The sequence below is a fragment of the Marivita sp. genome (genome assembly GCF_020055675.1).
GTDB lineage: Bacteria > Pseudomonadota > Alphaproteobacteria > Rhodobacterales > Rhodobacteraceae > Marivita.
The window spans coordinates 107,108-132,265 of record NZ_JAIPUS010000003.1 but is presented as its reverse complement, the minus strand read 5'-3'; the positions used below and the strand labels follow the sequence as shown (position 1 = coordinate 132,265).

At 63.3% G+C, this 25,158-nt stretch carries 22 protein-coding genes; 10 read left to right on the top strand and 12 right to left on the bottom strand.

The window, feature by feature from the left end; all coding sequences use genetic code 11:
* Positions 1-13: 13 nt before the first annotated feature.
* The 5 genes from LCF59_RS03695 to LCF59_RS03675 all read right to left on the bottom strand — a co-directional run bounded on the left by LCF59_RS03695 (position 14) and on the right by LCF59_RS03675 (position 4,363).
* Positions 14-1,216: an FAD-binding oxidoreductase gene (locus tag LCF59_RS03695; protein WP_292285702.1), complete on the bottom strand. Its 1,203-nt coding sequence runs from the start codon at positions 1,214-1,216 to the stop codon at positions 14-16.
* Between the two features lie 3 nt (positions 1,217-1,219).
* Positions 1,220-2,083, bottom strand: coding sequence for a D-amino-acid transaminase (locus tag LCF59_RS03690; RefSeq protein WP_292285700.1), 864 nt, complete (start codon positions 2,081-2,083; stop codon positions 1,220-1,222).
* 11 nt (positions 2,084-2,094) lie between these two features.
* Positions 2,095-3,057: an N-acetyl-D-Glu racemase DgcA gene (gene dgcA / locus LCF59_RS03685; RefSeq protein ID WP_292285698.1), complete on the bottom strand. Its 963-nt coding sequence runs from the start codon at positions 3,055-3,057 to the stop codon at positions 2,095-2,097.
* Positions 3,058-3,131: 74 nt separating this feature from the next.
* Positions 3,132-4,133 (bottom strand): N-acetyltransferase DgcN, encoded by a 1,002-nt coding sequence (gene dgcN, locus LCF59_RS03680; protein WP_292285696.1) that lies wholly within the window; start codon positions 4,131-4,133, stop codon positions 3,132-3,134.
* A complete protein-coding gene (locus LCF59_RS03675) occupies positions 4,130-4,363 on the bottom strand; it encodes a hypothetical protein (RefSeq protein WP_292285694.1) in 234 nt (77 codons plus the stop codon). The genes dgcN and LCF59_RS03675 overlap by 4 nt, the downstream gene beginning before the upstream one ends.
* A gap of 28 nt (positions 4,364-4,391) precedes the next feature.
* Between LCF59_RS03675 and LCF59_RS03670 the strand changes: the two genes are divergently transcribed.
* The gene (locus LCF59_RS03670) at positions 4,392-5,351 is read left to right on the top strand and encodes an L-malyl-CoA/beta-methylmalyl-CoA lyase (protein ID WP_292285692.1); all 960 of its coding nucleotides are present in this window, start codon (positions 4,392-4,394) and stop codon (positions 5,349-5,351) included.
* 325 nt (positions 5,352-5,676) lie between these two features.
* Here LCF59_RS03670 and LCF59_RS03665 read toward each other — a convergent pair whose 3' ends face one another.
* Together LCF59_RS03665 and LCF59_RS03660 are read right to left on the bottom strand one after the other, a co-directional pair.
* Entirely contained in the window at positions 5,677-6,126 is a 450-nt protein-coding gene (locus tag LCF59_RS03665) for a hypothetical protein (protein WP_292285690.1), read from the bottom strand.
* A gap of 273 nt (positions 6,127-6,399) precedes the next feature.
* Positions 6,400-6,915, bottom strand: a complete 516-nt coding sequence (locus LCF59_RS03660; protein WP_292285688.1) for a lytic transglycosylase domain-containing protein — start codon at positions 6,913-6,915, stop codon at positions 6,400-6,402.
* Between the two features lie 387 nt (positions 6,916-7,302).
* On the opposite strand from LCF59_RS03660, the gene LCF59_RS03655 reads away from it, so the two are divergent.
* The 3 genes from LCF59_RS03655 (at position 7,303) to LCF59_RS03645 (ending at position 10,076) form a co-directional block, all read left to right on the top strand.
* The gene (locus LCF59_RS03655; protein WP_292285686.1) at positions 7,303-7,734 is read left to right on the top strand and encodes a DUF1489 domain-containing protein; all 432 of its coding nucleotides are present in this window, start codon (positions 7,303-7,305) and stop codon (positions 7,732-7,734) included.
* A 76-nt stretch (positions 7,735-7,810) separates the two neighbouring features.
* Positions 7,811-8,677, top strand: a complete 867-nt coding sequence (yghU, locus tag LCF59_RS03650; protein ID WP_292285684.1) for a glutathione-dependent disulfide-bond oxidoreductase — start codon at positions 7,811-7,813, stop codon at positions 8,675-8,677.
* Between the two features lie 235 nt (positions 8,678-8,912).
* Positions 8,913-10,076: an AarF/ABC1/UbiB kinase family protein gene (locus LCF59_RS03645; protein WP_292285682.1), complete on the top strand. Its 1,164-nt coding sequence runs from the start codon at positions 8,913-8,915 to the stop codon at positions 10,074-10,076.
* Positions 10,077-10,130: 54 nt separating this feature from the next.
* Here the strand turns inward: LCF59_RS03645 and hisG are convergent, their stop codons facing one another.
* From hisG to hisS, 3 genes are read right to left on the bottom strand one after another with little or no spacing between them, the layout of a single operon-like run.
* Complete coding sequence (gene hisG / locus LCF59_RS03640; protein ID WP_292285680.1) at positions 10,131-10,823, bottom strand: ATP phosphoribosyltransferase; 693 nt, start codon at positions 10,821-10,823, stop codon at positions 10,131-10,133.
* A complete protein-coding gene (locus LCF59_RS03635) occupies positions 10,820-11,917 on the bottom strand; it encodes an ATP phosphoribosyltransferase regulatory subunit (protein ID WP_292285679.1) in 1,098 nt (365 codons plus the stop codon). Before LCF59_RS03635 ends, hisG begins: the two co-directional genes overlap by 4 nt.
* Positions 11,917-13,422, bottom strand: coding sequence for a histidine--tRNA ligase (hisS, locus tag LCF59_RS03630; protein WP_292285677.1), 1,506 nt, complete (start codon positions 13,420-13,422; stop codon positions 11,917-11,919). Before hisS ends, LCF59_RS03635 begins: the two co-directional genes overlap by 1 nt.
* 223 nt (positions 13,423-13,645) lie before the next feature.
* Here hisS and LCF59_RS03625 point away from each other — a divergent pair, with 223 nt between their 5' ends.
* Positions 13,646-13,846, top strand: a complete 201-nt coding sequence (locus LCF59_RS03625) for a SlyX family protein (protein WP_292285675.1) — start codon at positions 13,646-13,648, stop codon at positions 13,844-13,846.
* Positions 13,847-13,880: 34 nt separating this feature from the next.
* Here the strand turns inward: LCF59_RS03625 and LCF59_RS03620 are convergent, their stop codons facing one another.
* Positions 13,881-14,798, bottom strand: coding sequence for a hypothetical protein (locus LCF59_RS03620; RefSeq protein ID WP_292285673.1), 918 nt, complete (start codon positions 14,796-14,798; stop codon positions 13,881-13,883).
* A 62-nt stretch (positions 14,799-14,860) separates the two neighbouring features.
* On the bottom strand, positions 14,861-18,403 hold the full coding sequence (gene dnaE, locus LCF59_RS03615; protein ID WP_292285671.1) for a DNA polymerase III subunit alpha: 3,543 nt from the start codon (positions 18,401-18,403) through the stop codon (positions 14,861-14,863).
* Between the two features lie 106 nt (positions 18,404-18,509).
* On the opposite strand from dnaE, the gene LCF59_RS03610 reads away from it, so the two are divergent.
* The 5 genes from LCF59_RS03610 (at position 18,510) to LCF59_RS03590 (ending at position 25,127) form a co-directional block, all read left to right on the top strand.
* Positions 18,510-18,692, top strand: coding sequence for a hypothetical protein (locus LCF59_RS03610; RefSeq protein WP_292285669.1), 183 nt, complete (start codon positions 18,510-18,512; stop codon positions 18,690-18,692).
* Positions 18,693-18,951: 259 nt separating this feature from the next.
* Complete coding sequence (locus LCF59_RS03605; protein WP_292285668.1) at positions 18,952-20,298, top strand: xanthine dehydrogenase small subunit; 1,347 nt, start codon at positions 18,952-18,954, stop codon at positions 20,296-20,298.
* Complete coding sequence (gene xdhB / locus LCF59_RS03600) at positions 20,295-22,706, top strand: xanthine dehydrogenase molybdopterin binding subunit (protein WP_292285666.1); 2,412 nt, start codon at positions 20,295-20,297, stop codon at positions 22,704-22,706. Before LCF59_RS03605 ends, xdhB begins: the two co-directional genes overlap by 4 nt.
* Positions 22,696-23,637 carry a xanthine dehydrogenase accessory protein XdhC gene (gene xdhC / locus LCF59_RS03595; protein ID WP_292285664.1) on the top strand — a complete coding sequence of 314 codons (942 nt, stop codon included), beginning with the start codon at positions 22,696-22,698 and terminating at the stop codon, positions 23,635-23,637. The genes xdhB and xdhC overlap by 11 nt, the downstream gene beginning before the upstream one ends.
* Positions 23,604-25,127, top strand: coding sequence for an ABC transporter ATP-binding protein (locus LCF59_RS03590; protein ID WP_292285662.1), 1,524 nt, complete (start codon positions 23,604-23,606; stop codon positions 25,125-25,127). Before xdhC ends, LCF59_RS03590 begins: the two co-directional genes overlap by 34 nt.
* Positions 25,128-25,158: the final 31 nt, after the last annotated feature.

The following is a 25,158-nucleotide window of genomic DNA, read 5'->3' as shown; positions in this document are numbered from 1 at the left end:
AGCCGGTCCTGTGTCAGATCACGGCCTTTTCAACCTGCGCCGCGCCATGCAGCAGGCGCGCGTAATGAAACTCCGAAAGGTCGAGCGCCCGGTAATCCCCAAAGCACAACAGTTCGGCAAGGCCGCGTCCCATCGCGGGGGCCTGTTGCAGCCCATGCCCCGAGAACCCGTTGATGAAATGAAAATTTTCCACCTCCGGATGCGGCCCCAACACCGCGTTGTGGTCGAAGGTGTTCATTTCGTAATGCCCGACCCAGTCATGCGTCAGACGGATCGACTCGAATTGCGGGATGCGCGCAGCCAGAAGCGGCCAGACCCGGTCTTCCCACAGGCTATGGTCCATCTCGAAATCATCGAAACCAACCGCCGGGTCGTCATCGAAATGTCCCCCCGCCTGGTAGGTGCCGCCGCCGTTTTCGCGCACATGCAGACCCGAGGGATCAATCGTCAACGGCAGGTCGCGGTCGAACGGCTGAGCCGCCTTGAAGATCCACGAATAGCGCTTGCGCGGCTCGACAGGCAGGGCCAGCCCGGCCATCGCTGCGGTGGGTGCCGCGCGCGGGCCAGAGGCATTGACGACCTGTCCACAGGCCACACGGTCACCGCTGGCCAGCGTCACCGACCGGACGCGCCCACCCGATACCTGCATTCCAACGACTTCGGACTCGATGAATTCGCCCCCCCGTTCGCGCGCCTGCCGCCGCAGCCATTCAAAAACCGCCATGCTGTCGAAATAGCCTTCGTTGCGGGTGTTGATCGACCCCGACACGATGTCGTGCAGCGCATAGAACGGATAGGCTTGGGCGATCTGGGCCGGCGTCAGCAGGCGTGTCTCCGCACCCGCCTCCACTTGTACCGCGGCCCGCGCGCGCAGATCCGCCGCGAAGGCGTCGTTATCGGCAAGGTAGAGGTAGCCGAAACTGCGGATGCCCAGATGCGGCACACGCGTGTCGCCTCCCATGAAGCCGCGCAGATTGGTGATGAAGTCAGCCCCGAATTGACTGATCCGGACGTTCAATTCGGTCGAGAACTGCTGCCTTATGCAGGATGTCGATGTCGCCGTAGCCGTCCGCTCGAAACTCAGGTCCCGGTCCACGACCAGAATGCGCCCGTCGAACCCCAGATCGGTCAGGAACCACGCCACCGCAGAGCCCATGATCGCGCCGCCGACGATCACGACGTCATAGCTGTCCCGCTGCGGCGTGGCGCTGGCCATCGCTCAGATCGCGGCTTTCAGGCTTTCGTCGATATAGATTTCGCGCAGGCGCAACGACCGGTCGCCCGGTGTGCCCGGTCCCAGCGCGACCCCGTCGATTTCGACCACCGGCATGACGAAGGCCGAGGCCGACGTGATAAACGCCTCATCCGCGTCCTTCGCCTCGTCGATGGTGAAATCGCGCTCCTCCACCTGCATCTGCGCCTCAAGTGCAAAGCGCAGCACGGCGGCACGGGTGATGCCGTGCAGGATGTCGTTCGACAGCGCGCGCGTGACGATCGTGTTGCCCTTGATGATATAGGCGTTGTTGCTGGTGCCCTCGGTCACCGCGCCATCCTGCACCATCCAGGCGTCATCCGCGCCCGCCTTCCTGGCCATCATCTTGCCCATCGACGGGTAAAGAAGCTGAACCGTCTTGATATCGCGACGCCCCCAGCGCTGATCCTCGATCGAGATGACCTTGATGCCCGTTTTCGCCGCCGGATTTTCGGCCAGGCCGGGCTTGGACTGGGTGAAAAGAACAACCGTCGGCTCCGTCGTTTCCGGGTCGGGAAAGACGAAATCGCGATCCCCGTCAGAGCCGCGCGTGATCTGAAGATAGACCAGCCCATCGTCGATGCCATTCACCTTGACCAGCTCGCGGTGGATGTCCAGCAGATCGTCGAACGCGGCCGGTTTCTTCATGTCCAGTTCGTGCAGGGACCGCTCAAGCCGCCGTGCATGCCCGTCAAAATCGATCAGCTTGCCGCCCAGGACGCTTGTCACCTCGTAGACCCCATCGGCCATGAGGAACGCCCGGTCGAAGATCGACACCGTCGCCTCGTCTTCGGGCAGGTAGTCTCCGTTCACATAGACGGTGCGGGTCATGGGTGGTCTCCTTATCCCCAAAGACCGGGCGCAGAGGGGTGCACGCCGGCCTCATCAAACAGCAATGGTTCCTCCCGGTCTTCGGCCAGAAGCAGCGGCCCGTCAAGATCCGTGACCGCCGCACCCTGCGCGACCAGCACCGCCGGGGCCATCGCCAGGGACGAACCGACCATGCAGCCGACCATCACGGCGTAGCCTTCGGCCCGCGCCGCGTCGCGCAGGGCCAGCGCCTCGGTCAGGCCGCCCGTCTTGTCCAGCTTGATGTTCACGATGTCATACTTGCCTTTCAGCGCCGGCAATGACGCACGGTCATGACAGCTTTCGTCGGCACAAAGCGGGATCGGCCGCTCCATCCCCGAAAGCGCATCATCTTCTCCCGCAGGCAAGGGCTGCTCGACCAGGGACACACCCAGCCGCTGCAAATGCGGCGCGAGTTTCGCATAGACCTCGGCGCTCCAGCCTTCGTTGGCGTCGACGATGATGCGCGCGGCGGGCGCCCCTTGCCGCACCGCTTCCAGGCGGGGCATGTCGTCGGGGGTGCCCAACTTGATCTTCAAGACCGGACGATGCGCATTCTTGGCCGCCTGCGCCTGCATCGCCTCTGGTGTATCGAGCGACAGGGTATAGGCCGTGATCTCCGGCCCCGGCTGCGCCAGCCCGGCCAGCTCCCAGACACGGCATCCCGCCTGCTTTGCCTCGAGATCCCACAGCGCGCAATCCACTGCGTTCCGCGCCGCCCCGGCCGGCAAGGCCTCCTGCAATGCAGCCCGGTCGATCCCGTCAGGCAAGGACCGGATCTGCGCCTCCACACTGTCCAGCGTTTCGCCGTAGCGCGCATAAGGCACGCATTCGCCCCGGCCCGTCATCCCGTCGCGGGTGATCGCGACCGTCATCACCTGCGCCTCGGTCCGGCTGCCGCGCGAGATCGTAAAGACCTGCGCCAACCGGAACACATCCCGCGTCACCTCGATCATCGGCACGTCCCCCTGCTTCTTCTCTTTCCAAATATGCAGACACGACCTCCGCAAAGGCGCGCCGTTCAAGACCCTCAGAGCGTCGCCAGCGCTGCGGCCAACCGATCCGCGCCATGCCGGAAGGGATCGACGGCAGGCAAGCCCATGCGCGCCTCGACCTCTGCCAGATATGAGTCCGCCTCCGCCGCGCTCATGTGCTGGGTGTTGATCGAAATGCCCGCCACCACGCAATCCGGGTTGGCCACGCGCGCCAGCGGCAGCGCGATGTCGCGCAGCGCTTCAAGCGACGGCAGGTCGTATCCCGGCAAACCCCGCATGTGGCTGCGCGTCGGTTCGTGGCACAGGATCAGCGCATCGGGCTGGCCGCCATGGATCAACGCCAGCGTCACACCCGAGAACGAGACGTGGAACAGGCTGCCCTGCCCCTCGATCACGTCCCAATGATCGGCGTCATTGTCCGGCGTCAGCCATTCGATGGACCCGGCCATGAAATCCGCCACCACCGCATCAAGCGGCACACCATCCCCGGTGATGAGAATGCCGGTCTGCCCGGTGGCGCGAAAGGTGCTCTTCATGCCTTGGTCGCGCATGGATTTGTCCAGTGCCAGCCCGGTATACATCTTGCCCACCGAACAATCGGTGCCGACCCCCAGGACCCGCTTGCCGGCACGCTTCACGCCTTCGGCAATCGGGTAGTCGACCTCCGGCACACGCACATCATGCAGCGTCTGCCCGGTGGCCTCTGCCACGGCAACAAGGTCGGGCTCGTCGCGCAGGAGGTTGTGCAGCCCCGAGGCAAGGTCGAACCCCTCCTCCAGTGCTGCGACCAGTTCCTTTTTCCAGGCCTGGCTGATCTTGCCACCCCGGTTGGCCACGCCGACAACCAGCGTCTTGGCGCCCGCGGCCTTGGCCTCTGCCAGCGTCATGTCGGTCAGGCCAAGATCGGCGTTGCAGCCCGGCATTCGGAATTGCCCGACACAGTTTTCGGGACGCCAATCCTTGATGCCCTGCGCCACTTTCGCGGCAAGCCCATCCGGCGCATCGCCGAGGAACAAAAGATATGGTGTCTCGATCATGACGGCCCCTTTCGCGCTTTGCTATCAAACGGCAGGATGACAGCGTAGATCGACAATTGCATTGCCGGGATCTGTCGAATTCCCGTGAATTGCACAAAATTCCTGCGCATCACTGGCACATCTTCGAAGATTCTTGCGCCAAGGCACGCGCTGCACAGCAGCGGGGATTCTGCGCCTGCAAAATGCGCTTGCAGAAAGATGCGCAATTTCATACCCAATTCAAGACGCAAAGCGAAATATCCTTACCAAGAGGCCCCTATGTCCTTCCGAATTCAGCCTGCTGCGCCCGCCCGTCCGAACCGGTGCCAATTGTTCGGCCCCGGGTCCCGGCCGGCGATCTTTGACAAGATGGCCAAGTCGGACGCGGATGTCATCAATCTCGATCTGGAAGACAGCGTCGCGCCCTCCGACAAGACCAGCGCGCGCGCGAACATCATTGAGGCGATCGGCGATGTGGATTGGGGCAACAAGACGCTCAGCGTGCGGATCAACGGTCTGGACACGCCCTACTGGCACCGCGACGTGGTGGACCTGCTGGAACGGGCGTCCGACCGGCTCGATCAGATCATGATCCCCAAGGTGGGCTGCGCCGCGGACCTCTATGCCGTGGATGCGCTCGTGACCGCCGTCGAAGCCGCCAAGGGCCGGTCACGCCGCATCGCCTTCGAAGTGATCATCGAATCCGCCGCCGGCCTTGCCCATGTCGAAGACATCGCTGCCGCCTCCCCGCGGCTCGAAGCCATGAGCCTTGGCGCTGCCGATTTCGCCGCCTCGATGGGCATGCAGACAACCGGCATCGGCGGCACGCAGGAAAACTACTACATGATTCATGACGGCCAGAAACATTGGTCGGATCCGTGGCACTGGGCGCAGGCCGCCATCGTCGCCGCCTGCCGCACCCACGGCGTTCTGCCGGTGGACGGCCCCTTCGGCGATTTCTCCGACGATGAGGGCTACCGCGCGCAGGCCTTGCGCTCGGCCACGCTGGGCATGGTCGGCAAATGGGCGATCCACCCCAAACAGGTTGCCCTGGCCAACGAGGTCTTCACCCCCACCGAGACCGCCGTGGCCGAAGCCCGCGAAATCCTTGCCGCGATGGAAGAGGCCAAGGCCAAGGGCGAAGGCGCCACCGTCTACAAGGGCCGCCTTGTCGATATCGCGTCGATCAAACAGGCCGAAGTGATCGTGCGGCAATCCGAAATGATCGCGGGGCGCTAGGGCCCCGACCCCCGACATTGACCCGAATCCTGATCCAGACCCTGACCGAGACTCCGCCCCCGGCAAATTTGCGCATCAGGGTCTGGTGTTCAACACCCGACACAGGAGTCCCCTTGGGGGGCAAGCTTGCGCTCAGCAGGTAAGTCTCCCGAGCGAAAATCCCAGATGACGGCTGTCAGGCCCGGAGCGGTCGTGGCGGGAAACTGTCGGGCAGTTTAAAGTAGACTGCTACGCTAAGTCGGTTGAGGGGCGCCAGTGCGGATGGAGCGGTCGCTCGCCTCATCTGTAGCAATGGCCGCTGAGCAGACCGGCAAATTCAAAACGATCAGTCATTTCTGACAGGTAGGCGAGGAAGCTCAGAAAGTTTGACTGCTAGATATCGAGACACGCGCTCCGCCGTAGAAAACGGTAGACTGTCACCGTTCTCATATAGATATCTGCTCTTCTGGAACACGCCCCTAAGATTTTCTAAATCGCGGGGTAGCGTAGTCATATCCGATAGGAGTTCATCGTGGTGCTTCTGTAAAGCCTTCTCAAAAGAATCACACAAATCATGGTGAACGCCACGTCCAGATCCCGGTTGGAGCAGAAACACTCCGTCGCCAATGTCCGTAGCTGAATCCATTAGATGGAGCGACTTCAGAAAAAGCTCGATCGCATGGCAACGCAAATTAATAATTGGAATTGCATTGGCGTTAGCGTCGGCCAACACTTCGGCCGCCTCATGGTAGCTACGTGCAAGATCAAGAACCTGCATATTGGGAAGTGCAGTCATTCTCACAAGTATCTCTCCTATGATAAACTTGCTGCCTGCAAGACGTCGGTGCGATGCGTAGCGTTCAGCAAGGCGGGCTTCAACCGCGGATCGCTTCAGTCGGGGTGAAGGTCCGCTGTCGAGAAACAGGGCTGACTTTGCAAAGCCCCCTCCGTGCGCAAAGCCGATTCTCGCGCCTTTGCCGACCGGCGGACTGGCTCTCAGGGTCGATCCGGGCAATTCATGTCAGGCGCAGAACACTAGGCAGTCGGGGTTTTCGGGCGAAAAACCCGGTCAGCCCGCCGCGGACCAGTCCTTGCGTCCATCTACGCCGGTCTCGTCCAGCAAGCCAAGGCGCTTGGCTTCGTAGTAATACCCCCGCGCGTACCATTGCACGGCCTTGGCTTCGTCCCCACCAGAGACAAGCCACGCCCCGCGCAGGTAGCGCACGGCGTATGTCAGGTTGGTTTCCGCATCCAGCAGGTCTGCCGGAGCCCCTCTGAACCCCATCGACCGGGCCGTTTGCGGCAGGATCTGCATCAGGCCGTAATACGGCCCGTTCCGCGCCTCTGGCCGATGCGTGCTTTCGCGCAGGATAACGCGCTGCACCAGGGACACCGGAACATCGTTGCGCGTCGCCGCCGCGACGATCTGGCGGCGCAAGGCCGGGGTTTCGTTGGGATACAGGGCCTGCGCCTGCTCGGGTGCCGGCCCCGGTCCGGCCAGGGGGCCGCACGCCACGGGCAAAAGCCCGAGGGACAAACAGACCAAGAGGGATCGCGCGATGTGCATTACTCCGATCTGCGCCAAGTCGCGCGCCGTGGCAATTGTCCATTTCCTTGATCAGCGGCCCTCCGCCCAAGGCAGCGGGCAGCGGCAGCCATGTCTGCGGCGATCAGCCGGCCCGCGCATTTGGGCGAACGGACCCGCATGGGGCCGCCAGGACCGGGTCAGCCCCCTGACAGGGTCCGGGGCGCGCGACCACAGCCAAGCCCGCTGCGCCGCGTGGTCCGGGCGATCCGGTTCGGTCTCCGCTCTGCCCGCTGGACGGCGTGCAAGATGGAATGCATGGGGGTGGAAAAAGAATTAAGAAATTATGAATCGGTCTCTGTAAGTCATTGATTTTATTTGTGCGCACCCCCGTCCCACGGATGGGACACCCATTGACCTTCCCTCTCCCTCGGCTATCCTCAAAGCATGGCAAACATGATCCATCTCATCAAACTCTCGGTCGGGTCCGACAGCGTCGAACAGATCGCCGATTGGCAGCAAAACCGCGCCAGGCAGCGCGTCGGCGGGCATTATTTCCACCTCACCCGGATGTGGCCCAAACGCGAAAAAGAGCTGCTGAACGGCGGTTCGATCTACTGGGTCGTCAAGGGGATGCTTCAGGCCCGGCAACGAATCATCGGGCTGGAAGAGATCATCGGCTCGGACGGAATCCGCCGCTGCGGGATCGTTCTGGACGACGATTTGATCCGCACCGCCACGGCCCCGAAACGCCCGTTCCAGGGGTGGCGCTACCTCAAGCCCGAAGACGCGCCGCCCGACCTCGGGCAGGCGCGCGCCGATGACGATGCCCTGCCCCCCGAGCTTGCGGGCGCGCTGGCGGAAATCGGCGTCCTCTGACCCGCCGCCGCGCGCTGGCCTGTCTCTGGCCAAACGTCCAACCCTTCCTTCCGATCCCCCATTCAGGACAGCAATCATGACCGACAGCTACACGCCCGCCGACGTCTGGACATGGGACAGCGACAACGGTGGCAAGTTCGCCAGCACCAATCGCCCCGTGGCAGGCGCAACCCACGACGCGGACCTGCCGGTGGGCAAGCATCCCTACCAGCTCTACAGCCTCGCCACCCCGAACGGACAGAAGGTCACGATCCTGTTCGAAGAATTGCTGGCGGCCGGCCACACCACGGCCGAATACGACGCATGGCTGATCAATATCGGGGAGGGCGACCAATTCGGATCGGGCTTTGTCGACATCAACCCGAACTCCAAGATCCCGGCGCTTGTCGACCAAAGCGGCGACACGCCGATCCGGGTCTTTGAATCCGGCGCGATCCTCATGCACCTCGCCGAGACATTCGATGCCTTCCTGGGCCCGCGGGAGCGCCGCGCCGAGATGCTCAGCTGGCTGTTCTGGCAGATGGGCAGCGCGCCCTATCTCGGCGGCGGCTTCGGCCATTTCTATGCCTACGCGCCCGAGCCGATGGAATATCCGATCAACCGGTTCACGATGGAAACCAAGCGCCAGCTTGACGTGCTGGACCGGCAACTGGCCGAGTCCCGGTTCGTCAGCGGCCCCGATTACACGATCGCCGACATGGCGATATGGCCCTGGTACGGCGGCCTGGTTCTCGGACGGCTCTATGATGCGGCCAAGTTCCTGGACGTGAGCAGCTACACCAATGTCGTCCGCTGGGCCGAGGCCATCGACGCGCGCGACGCGGTGAAACGCGGGCGCATGGTCAATCGGTCATCCGGCGACCCGGCCGGGCAGCTGCGCGAACGGCATGATGCGTCGGATTTCGAGCTGCGCACGCAAGACAAGATTGACGCCGCGACCTGAGCAGCGATTTTCCGGCCTTCGGCAAAGCCTCGCGGGGGACGGATATTGCCGCGGCCGGTTGGCGATTTATCTCAGCGACATGGATGAAACACCCGATCCCCGAAGTCGCGCCGTACCAACCGGCAGAGTCGCTCGCGCCGCCCGAATGGGAGGTCTGGCGAGTGGCCTGATCGGGTCGGCCGCCGCAACCGGGGCACGGCATCTCCTGCAGGGGCGCAGACCGTCACCCGGCGACATGTTCCTCACCCCGTCGAACGCGCAGCGTCTGACGCGGGAATTGTCCCAGATGCGCGGGGCGGCCATGAAGATGGGACAGCTCCTGTCGCTCGAAGCCGGGGACATCCTGTCGCCAGAGCTTGCCGCCCTCCTGCAACCGCTGCAATCGCAGGCGCATTTCATGCCGCCTGCTCAGCTCAAGAAAGTGCTGGAGGCCGCCTGGGGGGCGGATTTCACCAAACACTTCAAGCGATTTGACGTCCGCCCGATCGCAGCGGCGTCCATCGGACAGGTGCATCGCGCCCAAACCCGCGATGGGCGCGATCTGGCGATCAAGATACAATACCCGGGGATCCGCGACAGCATCGATAGCGACCTGCGGAACCTGTCCAGCCTGATGCGTGTCTCGGGCCTGGTGCCCAAGGGGTTGGACCTAAAACCGCTCTTGGAAGATGCCGGACGGCAATTGCACGAGGAAGCGGATTACCTGCAGGAAGCCGGGAACCTCGAACGCTTTGGAGATCTTCTCGACACCGATCAGCATTTCGTAGTGCCCTCCGTCCACATGGATTTGTCGACCCCCGACATCCTCGCCATGGATTTCATCCCGTCACAATCTCTCGACACGCTGGACACCGCCGATCAGGCAACACGCGATCACGTGGCATATCAGTTGATCGCGCTGATGATGCGTGAGGTTTTCGAGTTTGGCCGCATCCAGTCAGACCCGAATTTCGCAAATTTCAGATGGCAGCCCGACGCCGAAAAGATCGTTCTGCTGGATTTTGGCGCGACGCATGTGATCGACACGGATTTGTCCGCCCGATCCCGGGCGATCCTGCAACCCGCGCTCGACGACGATCATGCCGGGATTGAACGGGCCCTCACGGACCTGGGGCTTCTGTCCGCCACAATTCCTGAAAAAACCCGCGTGGAAATCCTTGATATGGTTGCAACGGCGAATGGCCCGATGCTCGAAGCCGCCGGGTTCGATTTCGGCGATACCTCCCTGGTAGCCGATCTGCGCGATCGGGGTATGGCGCTTGGCCGCGACAGGTCGATCCAACATATCCCGCCGACAGATGTGCTCTACCTTCAGCGCAAGGCGGCGGGGCTGTTCCTGCTGGCAACCCGGCTTCGCGCCAAGGTCAATCTACGCGAATTGTTCCTGCGCCACGCATGACGCGCCAAACCGCGACAACGCATTTTGCCAAATCCGTTCAGGAATTTGGCCCCGCTAAACACCAAGCCGGTCGATCAGGGCCCGCAGAACATCGCGCTCGGTATCGGACTTCTGGGCAACGCGGCTTCGGAAAAGGGTCGCCTGGCTTTCCAGGATTGGCGGAGCTTGCAAAATTTTCAGATGATTCGCGCGCAGGGTTTCGCCGCTTGAGGTGATGTCGGCAATCGCTTCTGCGGTGAGGTTCTTGACGGTGCCTTCGGTCGCACCCTGGCTGTCGACCAGTTGGTAATCGGCAACGCCACCGCGCCGCAGGTAATCGCGGACAAGGCGATGATATTTCGTCGCGATCCGCATGCGAAACCCGTGCCGCGCGCGAAAGGCAGCGGCGGCACCGTCCAGATCGTCCAATGTGTCCACATCGACCCAACAGGAGGGCACGGCCACGATCAGGTTGGCATGACCAAACCCGAGAGGCTCCAGGGGCTCCACTTTCTGATCCCATTGCACGAGCTTTTCCTGGATCAGATCCGTGCCCGTGACACCAAGGTGAATGCGACCTGCCGCAAGTTCGCGCGGGATTTCGCCAGCCGACAGCAATACGAGATCGACGCCCTCGATCCCCTCGACAGCGCCCGCGTATTCCCGGTCCGACCCGGTACGCGACAGGGTCACGCCGCGTGCGCTGAACCAGTCAAAGGTCTTCTCCATCAGCCGTCCCTTGGACGGCACACCGAGCTTGATCGTCATGCCAGCCCCCCGAGATCGGACAGAAGGTCAGGCCGGATCACACCGCCCACGGCCGGGATCCCGCGACCCTGCCCCAACCGTTCGGTGAGCGCATCGTAGCGCCCCCCGGTCGCGACCGGCGGCAAATCGGGGCGCGCCTCGGCGTAGAAACCAAACACGAAGCCATCATAATATTCCATCGAAGTGCGGCCATAGGATGCCTCGAAGGGCAAGCTCTCGACATCGACACCGCGCCGCGTCATCGCTTCGCAGCGTGCCTCGAAGCGGTCCAGTGCCGGCAGGATGCCGGGCAGGTCCACCGCGATATCGCGCAACTGTTCCAACGCGTTCGGGCAGGTTTCAGAGACTGCCAAGACGGCAGAAATCAACTCGACCACCTCGCCCGACACCGGCGCGCAGGCCGCGTCCGCACGCAGCGCGTCAATGCGGCTTGCGATTTCGCCTTTGCTGCGCAGGCCGATCGTGGTCCCGGCTGCCTGCAACGGGTTATCCGCCGCAAGCAGTGCCGCACGCGCGGGCGGGACCGGGGTCAGGCCGGCAAAACGCTTGACCAGGGCGGTAAACCTCGCAGGACGCCAGATGTGGCGCATGAGTGCGGCGCGGCGGTCCTCCGTGGTGTCCAAGCCTGTCACCATGGCGATGAGGATTCCAATGTCACCGGTCGCCGGGCGCAGACCGAGCGGCGCCAGAATATCGGAAAAGCGGCCGAACACATCGGCATCGACCTGTGCCGGATCGCTGCCGCCAAAGTCTTCGTAACCAACCTGCATGTATTCGCTGCGGCGGTCGGGATGATCTTCCTGTTTGCGGAACACCTCGCCGCAATATGTATAGCTGGCGGGCGCACCCGCGCCTCTCATATGGTATTGCACAAGCGGCACCGTGAAGTCCGGGCGCAGCATCATCTCGCCACGATCAGGGTCGGATGTGACATAGGTTCGTGCGCGCACATCCTCGCCGTAAAGGTCCAGCAGGACTTCGGCCGGCAGAAGGATATTCGTCTCAAACCGCGCCGCCCCGTCGGAGGCAAAGCGATTGCAGAGGCGCTGGGCGAGACCGCGTGCGGGTGGGGTGTCAGGCATGGTCTGGGACATCAGGCATAGCCTTCAAGGATCTCGCGTACTTTGGCCACAAGCTGATCGCGCGGCACCTCGAACTGGTTGGGCCGATCCTGCCATTCTTCGAGGCTGGCGCCCTCAGCGATCTTTGCGCCCAGGACCAGGTCCTTGATCTGCACCATGCCGCTGGCCTTTTCATCCGCGCCTTCGATCACCGCCACCGGCGACTGGCGCTTGTCTGCGTATTTCAACTGGTTGCCGAAATTCTTCGGGTTGCCCAGATACACCTCGGCGCGGATTTTGCCTTTGGATGGATCACTGGGATCAATATACGCGTTGCGCAGCTCGGCCACCATCGCCTGGTAGTCACCCATGCGGTCGCGATCCATGACGGTCACCACCACGGGGCCAACGTTCGCCAGGCCTGTCCGGCCTTTCTCGCGCAGGGCGGCAAGAAGCCGATCCACACCGATGCTGACCCCCGTGGCCGGGACCGGCTGACCGGTGAAGCGCTTTACCAGATCGTCGTAGCGCCCGCCGCCCGCGACCGATCCGAACTGCCGTTTGCGGCCCTTTTCGTCAACGATGTCAAAGGTCAGTTCCGCCTCGAACACGGGGCCGGTGTAATAGCCCAGACCGCGCACCACCGAGGGATCGATGACGATCCGGTCGGGACCGTAGCCGCCAGCAGCCAGCAGATCAGCGATCTGCTCAAGCTCTGCCACACCGTCCGCACCAATCTTGCTGTCACCGACCGCCGCCTTCAGATTCCCGATCGTCTGCGCGGCAGTTTCGCCCTTGGAGGTCAAGAACGCGATAACGGGTTCGGCCTGCGCATCACTCAGGCCCACACCGTCGATATAGGCGCCCGAGGCATCAAGCCGCCCCTTGCCAAGCAATTCGCGCACGCCCGCCTCGCCGACCTTATCAAACTTGTCGATGGTGCGCAGGACGGCGTCGCGCTGGCTGTCGTCATTCAGCCCCATCGACTCCAGCACGCCGTTCAGAACCTTCCGATTGTTCACCCGAACGATATAATCCCCGCGCGGGATGCCGACGACTTCGAGCGTGTCTGCAAGCATCGCGCAGATTTCGGCATCCGCCGCGACCGATGCCGCGCCCACCGTATCCGCATCGCATTGATAGAACTGCCGAAACCGCCCCGGCCCCGGCTTTTCGTTGCGCCAGACCGGACCCATCGCGTAGCGCCGGTACGGCAGCGGCAGATCGTTGCGGTGCTGCGCATAGACGCGGGCCAGAGGCGCCGTCAGGTCATAGCGCAGGGCAAGCCAGTCACCGTCGTCTTCTTCCTGCCATGCAAAAACGCCGTCATTCGGGCGATCCACATCAGGCAGGAACTTGCCCAGCGCCTCCACGGTCTCGACACCCGAACTTTCCAGAGCGTCAAAGCCGTAGCGATGGTAGACCTCGGCAATCTTCGCCAACATCTCGGACCGTTCGGTCACGTCCGCGCCGAAATAGTCACGGAAGCCCTTGGGCGTCTGCGCCTTGGGACGCGGGGTTTTCTTTGACTTGGCCATTGTCACGTTCCATCTGGATCGGCGTTGCGCGTCCTCTAACGGCTTGCGCCGGAGGGGGCAAGAACGTGCCGGTCAAATCAGATCAGCAGCACGGGCTTACGACGCTTGGAAAACCCCGTGACATGGCCGACGCGCCTCGCGTTGGTTCACGCCCGAAACAGTTGATGGTGTTTGCGTCTGGTCTTCCCTTGCCTTTGCCGCCTGTCATGGGCATCTGTGCGGTATGGATACCAGAGCCCTTGAAGAACGCATCGCCGACCTGCTGCGTGTCACTGACGATCTGTCGGACACGGTCATGGCCCAGCGCAAGGAGATCGACCGGCTGACAGCGCGAGTCGATAGATTGATGCGCCGTGAGGCCGAACGCGAGGCAGAGGGGACCGGCGGCGTTTTCCTGGGCGATGAACGGCCCCCGCATTACTGAACGATGCCCGCGTCCTTGCAGACGGCCCGCCGGGTCAGTTGCCTCGGATATCCGTCTCGATCACTGCGCCGTCGTGCAGCAGGAGCGTTTTCCAGACCGGGTTTGATCCGAAACGTTCATAGACGCTGACGAACACGGTATCGCGCGCAAGCCGGTTCATCCCGGACCCGCAAGGCTTGCCCTGCCCGACACGGCACACCTTTGACTTCAGCTTTTCATACGCGGCATCGGTCGCGGAATAAGGTTGCACCTGCGACGGCAGACCGTAGCGCAGTTGCTCATGGGTTTGCGGGCTGCCGAACATGGCAAGGGCTGCCGTGAACTGACGCGCACAGCCGTCTTCAAAGCCGGTCACATAAAAGCTGTGTAATCCCGTGTTCCCCGGCTGGGAGTCGTAAATCATGTAGCTGGAGCGACGTTCGGGATAGCGGGCGATGCGCGTGCCAAGCTGGCGCTTCGACACATCGCAGACGCGGGCAATCGTGCCAAAGGGCAATTCGGTGCCCGGCGGCACGATCCGGTAATCGGGCGTACCGGGGGCCGGGCCACGCGAGGCAGACTTGTCACCGGATTGCCCCGGCGATCGCGGTGCGTCTTGCTCGGTGTCTCGATCGGGTACCGCATCGGCGGCGCGGCTGAAAAGGCCCAGCAGCCCGCGCCGCGGTGGTTCCGCGGCATTGGCGCCCGGCTCCTGCGATGCGGTCTCTGGCTCCGTCGCCTGCGTCGTGCCCGTGTCGGGCTCGGGTGCGTTTGCGCCGCCGCGGCCAAAGAGACCGCCCAGAAAGCCGGGGGACGGATCGGCGGGCTCTGCTTGGGGGTCGGCGCGGATCGCGGCCTGATTATCGGATTCGGTCAGATCCGCGTCCGACAGACGCGGCACACCACCCAGGGGATCACGGGCGCATCCGCCCACCATGCTGATCACGCACAGGATCGTGGCGAAACGGTTCATTGCATTTCTCTCATCACGCGGACTGTTCTAGAGACAGGGCCGCGTGCCGTCCACCGGCCAGGCTAGAGCTCTTCAACATCGAGCACGCCGCCAAGAGACTTGATCGCACCCTTGATCTCGGGCGTTACGGGGAATTCCTTTGCAAGGGCCACGTCGACTTCGCCCGGCAATCCCGGCGCTCCCATACAGCAGATCCGGATCGGTCCCTTGCCCGCCCGCGGCAACTGGTCTATCGCGCGGCTGAGAACGGAGGCCACCTGCGGGACCACCTCCGGTTCATCCACGAAGATCCGCAAGCCCATGCTGACCGTGTCCGCGACCGCGATATCCGCAGGCGCAACCGAGCGGCCCAACAGCTTGAGCTGATCGGATTCCAGCGTCGCCTCCACGGTGATCAACACCTTGGAACCGGTTTCCAGATGATCGCGCGCCGTCTCCAGCGTGTCAGAGAAGAGCGTAACCTCGTATGCCCCGGTCGGATCGCTGAGCTGCGCAAAGGCAAACCGGTTTCCCCGCGCGGATTTCCGTTCCTGCCGCCCGGCAACAACTCCGGCCAGCTTGGCAACGCATGGGCCGGACTGCACCTTCTCCAGCACATCATCAAGCGTGATCGCGCCCTTGCGTTTCAGCGCAGTCATGTAGTCGTCCAGCGGATGGCCGGAAAGATAGAATCCGACCGCCTTGAATTCCTCCGAAAGGCGCTCGGCCGGGAGCCAGTCGCTCACCGGCGACAACCTCGGTTCCGGCAGGTCGTCGCCCGCCTCGCCGAACAGCGACACCTGGGCCGATGCCCGCTGATCGTGGATCGCCGCGGAATAGGCGACCAGCGCATCAATGCTTTCGAATACGCGGCGCCGGTTGCCATCGAGCTGGTCGAAAGCGCCGGCGCGCGCCAGCATTTCAAGCGGCCGCTTGCCGACGCGTTTCAGATCGACCCGCCGGGCAAAATCATACACGGTCACGAAGGGTCGCTCCTCGTTTGGCCCGGATGCGCTGGCCACCGAAGGCGACTGGCTGTGCCGACCCTGGACAACCAGCTTCATCGCCTCAACGCCCACATTCTTGAGCGCACCGAGCGCGTAGACCAACGCGCCATCCCGCACGTCGAACATCGCCTGCGACCGGTTCACACAGGGCGGCACCCAGGGCAGGGCCAGACCTTTCTTAACTTCCTCGAAATAGACTGCGAGCTTGTCGGTCAGATGAATGTCGCAGTTCATCACCCCGGCCATGAATTCAACCGGGTGGTTCGCCTTGAGCCAGGCCGTCTGGTAACTGACCACGGCATAGGCGGCAGCGTGCGATTTGTTGAAGCCGTAATTGGCAAACTTGTCGAGCAGGTTCCAGACCTCGACCGCCTTTGCCTCGTCCACACCGTTTTCGGCAGCCCCCTTGAGGAACTTGGGCCGCTCGGCATCCATCGCCTCCTGGATCTTCTTGCCCATCGCACGCCGGAGCAGGTCGGCGCCGCCAAGCGAATAGCCCGCCATCTCCTGCGCGATCTGCATCACCTGTTCCTGGTACACGATGATGCCCTGCGTCTCGTCGAGGATGTGGTCGATCGATGGGTGCAACAGGTCGCGCTTGCTCAGCCCGTTCTTGACCTCGCAGAACTTCGGGATGTTTTCCATCGGACCGGGCCGGTAGAGCGCGACAAGGGCGATGATGTCCTCGATGCAGTCTGGCTTCATCCGCTTGAGCGCATCCATCATGCCCGAGCTTTCCACCTGGAACACGGCAACGGTCTTGGCTTTCGAATAAAGCCGATAGGTCGCCTCGTCATCCAGCGGAATCTGTCCGATGTCGTTTTCCGCCCCGTCAAACGGCGCGTAAATCTCGGTCCCGTCTGCGGCGACATGCAGCGGGCGCCCCGTCTTGAAAATCATGTCGAGCGCGTACTGGATCACGGTCAGTGTCTTGAGACCCAGAAAGTCGAACTTAACAAGACCCGCCTGTTCGACCCATTTCATGTTGAACTGCGTTGCGGGCATGTCCGAGCGCGGGTCCTGGTAGAGTGGCACCAATTCGTCCAGCGGCCGGTCACCGATCACGACGCCGGCGGCATGGGTGGAGGCATTGCGCAGCAGTCCCTCGACCTGTTGACCATAGGTCAACAAACGCTCCACCACCTCTTCCTCGCGCGCCAATTCGCGCAGGCGCGGCTCATCGTGGAGCGCCTTTTCAATGCTGACGGGTTTGACTCCTTCCACGGGGATCATCTTGGACAGGCGGTCAACCTGGCCGTAGGGCATCTGCAACACACGCCCGACATCGCGCACCGCCGCCTTTGACAAGAGCGCGCCGAAGGTGATGATCTGGCCCACCTTGTCCTGGCCATACCTGTCCTGAACGTAGCGGATCACTTCCTCGCGGCGGTCCATGCAGAAATCGATGTCGAAGTCCGGCATCGACACGCGCTCGGGATTCAGGAACCGTTCGAACAGAAGCTGGTAGCGCAGCGGATCAAGGTCGGTGATGGTCAGCGCATAGGCCACAAGTGAGCCCGCACCAGACCCCCGCCCCGGCCCCACCGGGATGTCCTGGTCCTTGGCCCATTTGATGAAATCGGCAACGATCAGGAAATAGCCGGGAAAGCCCATGCCTTCGATGATGCCCAGCTCGAATTCGAGCCGTTTCTCGTAGTCCTCGACCGGGGCGGCGTGCGGGATCACCGCGAGCCGGTCCTTCAACCCCTTGCGCGACTGGCGGGCCAGTTCCTCAACCTCGTCATCGGCAAAGCGCGGCAGGATCGGATCACGCCGATAGGCCATGAAGGCGCAGCGCCTGGCAATTTCAACCGTGTTCTCGATCGCTTCGGGCAGATCGGCAAACAGCGTCACCATCTCTTGCGGCGACTTGAAATAATGCTGCGGCGTCAGGCGGCGACGCGGCTCCTGCTGGTCGACATAAGCCCCGTCAGCGATGCAGATCAGCGCGTCATGCGCCTCGTACATTTCGGATTTGGGGAAGTAGACATCGTTGGTCGCCACCAGCGGCAGGCCCATCGCGTAAGCCATCTCGACAAAGGGGCGCTCGGTCAGGCGCTCGATCTCGGGCGATCCGCTGTCGCCGGGATGGCGCTGCAACTCGACATAAAGCCGGTCGCCGAATACACCGGCAAGGCGCTGCATCACCGCCTCCGCGGCCCCGCGATTGCCCTGTTGCAGCATCCGGCCAATTGCGCCGTCCGGCCCGCCGGTGAGGCAGATCACGCCGTCGCTGTACTGTTCCAACTCGTCCAGAGTGACATGCGGCAATTCCCCGTCGGGGCGCAGATAGAGACAGGAGTTCAGCTTCATCAGGTGCTCATAGCCGGTTTCGGTCTGTGCCAGCAGCACCACCGGTGCGGGCGGCCTGGCACGCTCACCCGGCGCAGGATCGGCCACCCGCAGATCGACTTGGCATCCGATGATCGGCTGCACGCCCGCGCCCGCCGTCGAAACGGAAAACTCCAGCGCCGCAAAGAGGTTATTGGTGTCGGTCAACGCGACAGCCGGCATGTCGCGGTCCTTGCACAAATCCGGCAGTTTTTTCAGCCGGACCGCCCCTTCGAGCAGCGAGTATTCGGAATGGACGCGAAGGTGAATGAATCGGGGATCTGCCATCCCGTTACGATATCGACGAGTTCGAACAAGCGAAAGCCGCCATGACCCAGTTCCGGCATAATTATGGTGTACCCATCCGTGCCCGACACAACGCAAGGTATCGCGCATGTCCGATTCGATCGTATACGCGACGATTGGCCTGGCGGCACTTTTCATGCTGGGCCGCCCCGCGATCATGGTGTTCTTCCCCGGCAGTGATGTCGCCTGCTGGCTGGAAAAGACCTTTCCCGAACATTTCGACAGCAACGATGACGGTGGAGACGGCGGTGGAGACGGCGGTGGAGATTGATTGATCACGTCAAGCCGGCCCGATCACAAGGGCCGACGGCCCAGCCCGGACGGGCAAATCGACACCCAGACCCTGCCCGCGAAACGCGCACAGGACAACGTGCCAGGCAGATAACAGACAGATCACGGGCAGATTCGACTTGCCAAACCCCGACTCGCCCGCCTAGCGTTCCTGCAACATAAGAAACCCGCGCGTGTTCTACGCCGCATCGAAGGCGCGCATCCCTGGGGTGTTTGGTAAGGCGGCAGGATCTTTATCCATGGATATCACCTTTCTTCTCAACGGAGAGAGCGTGGACTTGCACAATGTGTCGCCCACGGTGACGCTGCTGGACTGGTTGCGCGAAGACCGCGGGCTGACCGGGACCAAGGAAGGCTGTAACGAAGGCGATTGCGGCGCCTGCACGGTGATGGTCACCGATGCTTCTGGCGTGCGTGCGCTGAACGCCTGCATCCTTTTTCTCCCGCAGCTGGACGGCTGCGCAGTGCGCACCGTCGAGGGAATCAGCGGACCGGACGGCACGCTGCATCCCGTGCAAGACGCGATGATCGACAACCACGGCTCGCAATGCGGCTTCTGCACCCCCGGCTTCATCGTGTCGATGGCGGTGGCGCATCTCAAAGGCAGCCGCGACCACGACAACGCGCTGGCGGGCAACCTGTGCCGCTGCACCGGCTATGCCCCGATCATCCGCGCGGCCGAGGCGGCGAAAGACGCCCCCGTGCCTGACTGGATGAAAGACACGCCCCCCGGCCTGTCGGCGCCGGAAACGCTGGACGAGCTTGCCACCGCCTATGCCGAACGCCCCGACGCCACGCTGATCGCCGGTGCGACGGATGTCGGGCTCTGGGTGACCAAATCGCTGCGAAATCTGGACGACGTGATCTTTCTCAACCGCTGCCAGGAGTTGCAACGGATCGACACATCGCAAGACAGCCTGCGCATCGGCGCGGGCGTCACGATGAACCGCGTGATGGACGCGGTGCAGGCAGACTACCCGTCTTATGCCGAAATGATCCGCAGGTACGGCTCGGAGCAGGTGCGCGCGGCGGCGACCATCGGGGGCAACATCGCCAATGGCTCCCCGATCGGAGACAACCCGCCCGCGCTAATCGCGCTTGGCGCAATATTGCACCTGCGGGCGGGCGATCACCGCCGCGATATGCCGGTCGAGGAATTCTTCATCGAATACGGCAAACAGGACCGCGCCAGGGGCGAATTCGTCGAGGCGGTGACCCTGCCCCTTGGTGAACAGGCGTTTCGCGCCTACAAATTGTCCAAGCGGTTTGACCAGGACATTTCCGCCGTCTGCGGCGCGTTCAATATCCGGGTCGAGAGCGGCAAAGTCGCAGACGCCCGTATCGCCTTTGGCGGCATGGCGGGCACTCCGAAACGGGCCACCGCCGTTGAAGCCGCGCTGACCGGGGCGGATTGGTCCGAGAAAACCGTGCGGGCGGCGACGGCAAAAATGGCCGAGGCCTTTACACCGCTTTCGGACATGCGCGCCAGCGCCGACTACCGGTTGCAGGCCGCGCAGAACATGCTCTTGCGGTACTGGCACGAGGATCAGGGCCTGAACATCAATGTGCTGGAGGTGCCGGCATGAGCGTCTCGAAGCCGCTTCCGCATGACGCCGCGCGCCTGCATGTGACCGGACAGGCCCGCTATGTTGATGACATCCCCACCCCGAAAGCCACGCTGCATCTTGCCTTCGGGCTGAGCACGATCGCGGCCGGACGTATCACGTCGATCAATCTTGACGCGGTTCGGGCCGCCGAGGGTGTCGTCGGGGTCTGGGAGGCAAGGGACCTGCCCAGCGACTGCGACTGCTCTGCGTCAAACCATGATGAGCCGTTGTTGTCGGGGGCCACGATCCGCTATCTTGGCCAGCCTGTCTTTCTCGTCGCCGCCACCAGCCACCTGGCCGCGCGCAAAGCGGCCCGTCTTGGCCGGATCACCCATGAGACGCGCGACGCGATCCTTACGGTCGAGGAGGCCATGGCGACCGACAGCCGCTTTGAAGACGGGCCGCGCATCTGGGAAAAAGGGGATGCGGGCGAAGCGATCGACACGGCCCCCCGCCGGATCAGCGGCGTGATCGAGATGGGCGGCCAGGAGCATTTCTACCTCGAGGGCCAGGCCGCCCTCGCGCTGCCACAGGAAGGCGGCGACATGGTGGTGCATGCCTCGACCCAGCACCCGACCGAGATCCAGCACAAGGTCGCGCATGCGCTGCATCTGCCGATGCATGCCGTCCGGGTAGAGACGCGCCGCATGGGCGGCGGCTTTGGTGGCAAGGAAAGCCAGGGAAATGCGCTCGCCATTGCCTGCGCCGTGGTCGCGGCTGCCACGGGACGGCCCGCCAAGATGCGTTATGACCGCGACGATGATTTCATGATCACCGGCAAGCGGCACGATTTCCGCATCGCCTACAGCGCCGGGTTCGATGAGACCGGCGTGATCCGGGGGATCGAGTTCGAGCACTACACAAGATGCGGCTGGGCGCAGGATCTGTCGTTGCCCGTGGCGGACCGTGCGATGCTGCACGCCGACAATGCTTATCACCTGCCGCATGCGCGGATCGAAAGCCACCGGCTCAAGACGAATACGCAAAGTGCAACCGCCTTTCGCGGCTTCGGCGGCCCCCAGGGGATGCTGGGCATCGAGCGGGTGATGGACCATATCGCGCATGAACTGGGCAGGGATCCGGTCGCGGTGCGGCGGGCGAATTACTATGCCGCAAACGTCGAGGGGGGCCAGCCCCCCACGCCTGCGGCGCCCCCCCGGAGTTTGCCGGGCAAGATGAAGGAGCGCGATATCGCCGCACGCGGCTCTGAAGAGCTGGTTCAGGATACCGGCGCGACAGGCGCGGAGGCCGAGCAGACCACGCCTTACGGACAGGTGGTCGAAGACTTCGTTCTGAGCGAGATGACCGACCGCTTGCTGGCCACATCCGATTACGAGGCCCGCCGCGCGTCGGTCGCCGCGTGGAACGCGGAGAACGCTGTGATCAAGAAGGGTCTCGCCCTTTCGCCGGTGAAGTTCGGAATCAGCTTTACCCTGACCCATCTCAACCAGGCGGGTGCGCTGGTGCATGTCTACCAGGACGGGTCGATCCACATGAACCACGGTGGGACAGAAATGGGCCAGGGCCTGTTCCAGAAGGTGGCCCAGGTGGCCGCCGACAGGTTCGGCGTGCCGGTGGAGAGGGTCAAGATCACCGCGACGGATACCGGCAAAGTGCCCAACACCTCGGCCACCGCAGCCTCGTCAGGGTCGGATCTGAACGGGATGGCCGTCAAGGCGGCCTGTGATACGATTCGCGACCGCATGGCGAACCATTTGGCCAGCCTGCATCAATGCGACGCCCGCGATGTGGATTTCGCCGAAGGGCAGGTCGCGGTGAAGGGCGAACGCTACAGCTTTGCCGACGCGGTGCAGATGGCCTACCAGGCGCGGATCAGCCTTTCGGCCACAGGCTTTTACCGGACACCGAAACTGAGCTGGGACCGGATCAAGGGGGCGGGCCGCCCGTTCTACTATTTTGCCTATGGCGCCGCCGTGAGCGAGGTGGCGGTGGATACGCTGACCGGGGAATATCGCATCCTGCGCACCGATATCCTGCATGATGCCGGGGCGTCGCTGAACCCGGCAATCGATATCGGCCAGATCGAGGGCGGATTCGTGCAAGGCGCGGGCTGGCTCACGACAGAAGACCTGGTCTGGGACGACACGGGCCGGCTGCGCACACATGCACCCTCGACCTACAAGATACCCGCCTGTTCGGATCGCCCGCGCGTGTTCAACGTCGCGCTTTGGGACGGGCGCAATCGAGAGGACACGATTTACCGGTCCAAGGCGGTCGGAGAGCCGCCCTTCATGCTGGGCATTTCGGTGTTCCTGGCGCTGTCGGACGCGATTTCGACATGTGGCAACGCCTATCCGGCGCTTGATGCCCCGGCCACACCCGAGCGGGTCCTGGCGGCGATCAAGAGGGTGCGCGATGGCGTTTGATCTGGCAGAGCTGCGCGCCGCGGTGGCGCATCATGGCGAGGTCGCCCGTGTGGTGATTGCCGAGGTGCAGGGGTCCTCACCGCGCGAGGTGGGCGCGGCCATGCTGGTTTGGGATGGCGGGCAATCCGGCACGATCGGTGGCGGCGCCCTGGAATATCAGGCGGCGCAACAGGCGATCCGGCAAGGCGGGTTCAGCAAACATCCTCTTGGCCCGGCTTTGGGCCAGTGCTGCGGCGGCACCGTGACGCTCTGGACCGAGAGTTTCGATGCAGGCGCAGTTGATCGGCTGGAAGGCGAAACCGTTATCGCACGCGGGTCAGGCGAGATGCCGCTTGCGGTCAAACGCTTGCTCGGCTGCGCGCGCAACCAGGGCGTTCCGATCCGGCCGCGCATGGTGCAAGGCTGGTTTGTCGAGCCGATCGCACAGACCACCCGCCCGGTCTGGATCTGGGGCGCGGGCCATGTCGGGCGCGCCTTGGTCGATGTGCTGGGGCCGATCCCGGATATCGACATCACATGGGTCGATACAGCGCCAAATCGCTTTCCCGACCCCATGCCGGATGGAGTCAACGCCCTGCCGGCCAGCGATCCCTTGCGGGTTGTGCCACACGCCCCGCGCGAGGCGGCGCATATTGTTGTCACCTATTCCCACGCCCTCGATCTGTCCCTTTGCGACGCGCTTTTGCGGCATGGCTTTGGCTTTGCCGGACTCATCGGATCCGATACGAAATGGGCTCGCTTTCGGGCCCGTCTGCGCAAGATGGGCCATCCGGATGCACAAATATCTGGCATCTGCTGCCCGATTGGGCAAAAATCCCTCGGGAAACACCCGCAATCGATTGCCGTTGGGGTCGCCACCCAGCTATTGAGCCTTCCAAACTCCAATGCAGGTGCCCTGTGCCCAACGATCTCCTTCGCCTCTCCGGCTTGACCAAGGCATACCCTGGCGTTGTTGCCAATGACGACGTGTCCTTCGACATCCGCGAAGGGGAAATTCACGCGCTTCTGGGCGAGAACGGCGCCGGCAAGTCAACGCTGGTCAAGATGATCTACGGTCTGGTGACCCCGGACAAGGGGACAATGGCCCTGCACGGGGCGCCGTATGCCCCGTCCGAACCCAGCGATGCCCGCAAGGCGGGTGTGGCGATGGTGTTCCAGCATTTCTCGCTCTTCAATGCGCTGGACGTGGCAGAAAACGTGGCGCTGGGGATGGAAAACCCGCCGCCGCGCCGCGACCTCGCCCGCCGGATCCGGGATGTGTCGGAAACCTATGGCCTGCCGCTCGATCCGGCGCGCATCGTTGGGACGTTGTCCGCGGGCGAGCGCCAGCGGGTCGAAATCATCCGGTGCCTGCTGCAAAACCCGCGCCTGCTGATCATGGACGAACCCACCTCGGTGCTGACACCCCAGGAGGTGGAGATCCTGTTCGAAACGCTCCGCAAGCTGAAATCCGAAGGCACGGCAATTCTCTATATCAGCCACAAACTGGAGGAGATCCGCACGCTGTGCGACCATGCGACCGTGCTGAGGCTGGGAAAGAAAGTCGCCACCTGCACGCCGTCCGAGACGACCGCGCGTGCGATGGCGGAAATGATGATCGGGGCGAGTTTTGCCGCGCCAGCGCCAAAGACGAAGACACCCGGAGACGTTCTTTTGCGCGTGGACAGCCTTACCATGCCAGCCCCTGCGGCCTTTGGCACGCCGCTGCGCGACATCAGCTTCGAGCTGCGCGCCGGAGAAGTGCTGGGCGTTGGCGGCGTCGCTGGTAACGGGCAGGACGAGTTACTTCAGTCGCTCTCCGGGGAACGGCCGCCGCCGCGCGGCACGATTTGGGTCAAGGGCGTGGATGTCAGCCGAGATGGCCCGGTCGCGCGGCGTGCAGCGGGGTTCCTGTCTGCGCCGGAGGAACGTTTGGGCCACGCAGCCGCGCCTGACATGAGCCTGACCGAAAATGCAGTCCTCACTGCCGGTCTGCGGGAAGGCCTGGTTCGCAATGGCCTCATCAACTGGCGCCACGCAGACGCTTTTGCACAAGGTGTCATCGACCGCTTCGACGTGCGCACTCCGGGCACCCATGTTGCGGCCCGCGCGCTGTCGGGCGGCAACCTGCAAAAATTCGTCATTGGCCGCGAGGTGGCGCAAAACCCGGATATCCTCGTGGTGAACCAACCGACATGGGGTGTCGACGCCGCCGCCGCCGCCGCGATCCGGCAGGCCTTGCTGGACCTGGCCACGGAGGGCACCGCGATCCTTGTCATCAGCCAGGACCTGGACGAGTTGATGCAGATTGCAGACCGCTTTGGGGCGCTCAACGAAGGGCGGCTGTCGGAGCTCAAGCCTGTGGGACAGCTCACCATGGAGGAAATCGGCCTTATGATGGGTGGCGCGCATGACATGGAGGTGGCGCATGTTGCAGACTGATCCCGGCGCGCAGTGGAACTGCAAAGCTGCA

Bases quoted from the DNA above. Each gene is read 5' to 3' on its own strand.
- LCF59_RS03695 (WP_292285702.1), bottom strand. From the start codon at position 1,216: ATGGCCAGCGCCACGCCGCAGCGGGACAGCTATGACGTCGTGATCGTC.
- LCF59_RS03690 (WP_292285700.1), bottom strand. From the start codon at position 2,083: ATGACCCGCACCGTCTATGTGAACGGAGACTACCTGCCCGAAGACGAG.
- dgcA (WP_292285698.1), bottom strand. From the start codon at position 3,057: ATGATCGAGGTGACGCGGGATGTGTTCCGGTTGGCGCAGGTCTTTACG.
- dgcN (WP_292285696.1), bottom strand. From the start codon at position 4,133: ATGATCGAGACACCATATCTTTTGTTCCTCGGCGATGCGCCGGATGGG.
- LCF59_RS03670 (WP_292285692.1), top strand. From the start codon at position 4,392: ATGTCCTTCCGAATTCAGCCTGCTGCGCCCGCCCGTCCGAACCGGTGC.
- LCF59_RS03665 (WP_292285690.1), bottom strand. From the start codon at position 6,126: ATGACTGCACTTCCCAATATGCAGGTTCTTGATCTTGCACGTAGCTAC.
- LCF59_RS03655 (WP_292285686.1), top strand. From the start codon at position 7,303: ATGGCAAACATGATCCATCTCATCAAACTCTCGGTCGGGTCCGACAGC.
- yghU (WP_292285684.1), top strand. From the start codon at position 7,811: ATGACCGACAGCTACACGCCCGCCGACGTCTGGACATGGGACAGCGAC.
- LCF59_RS03645 (WP_292285682.1), top strand. From the start codon at position 8,913: ATGTTCCTCACCCCGTCGAACGCGCAGCGTCTGACGCGGGAATTGTCC.
- hisG (WP_292285680.1), bottom strand. From the start codon at position 10,823: ATGACGATCAAGCTCGGTGTGCCGTCCAAGGGACGGCTGATGGAGAAG.
- LCF59_RS03635 (WP_292285679.1), bottom strand. From the start codon at position 11,917: ATGTCCCAGACCATGCCTGACACCCCACCCGCACGCGGTCTCGCCCAG.
- hisS (WP_292285677.1), bottom strand. From the start codon at position 13,422: ATGGCCAAGTCAAAGAAAACCCCGCGTCCCAAGGCGCAGACGCCCAAG.
- LCF59_RS03625 (WP_292285675.1), top strand. From the start codon at position 13,646: ATGGATACCAGAGCCCTTGAAGAACGCATCGCCGACCTGCTGCGTGTC.
- LCF59_RS03620 (WP_292285673.1), bottom strand. From the start codon at position 14,798: ATGAACCGTTTCGCCACGATCCTGTGCGTGATCAGCATGGTGGGCGGA.
- dnaE (WP_292285671.1), bottom strand. From the start codon at position 18,403: ATGGCAGATCCCCGATTCATTCACCTTCGCGTCCATTCCGAATACTCG.
- LCF59_RS03610 (WP_292285669.1), top strand. From the start codon at position 18,510: ATGTCCGATTCGATCGTATACGCGACGATTGGCCTGGCGGCACTTTTC.
- LCF59_RS03605 (WP_292285668.1), top strand. From the start codon at position 18,952: ATGGATATCACCTTTCTTCTCAACGGAGAGAGCGTGGACTTGCACAAT.
- xdhB (WP_292285666.1), top strand. From the start codon at position 20,295: ATGAGCGTCTCGAAGCCGCTTCCGCATGACGCCGCGCGCCTGCATGTG.
- xdhC (WP_292285664.1), top strand. From the start codon at position 22,696: ATGGCGTTTGATCTGGCAGAGCTGCGCGCCGCGGTGGCGCATCATGGC.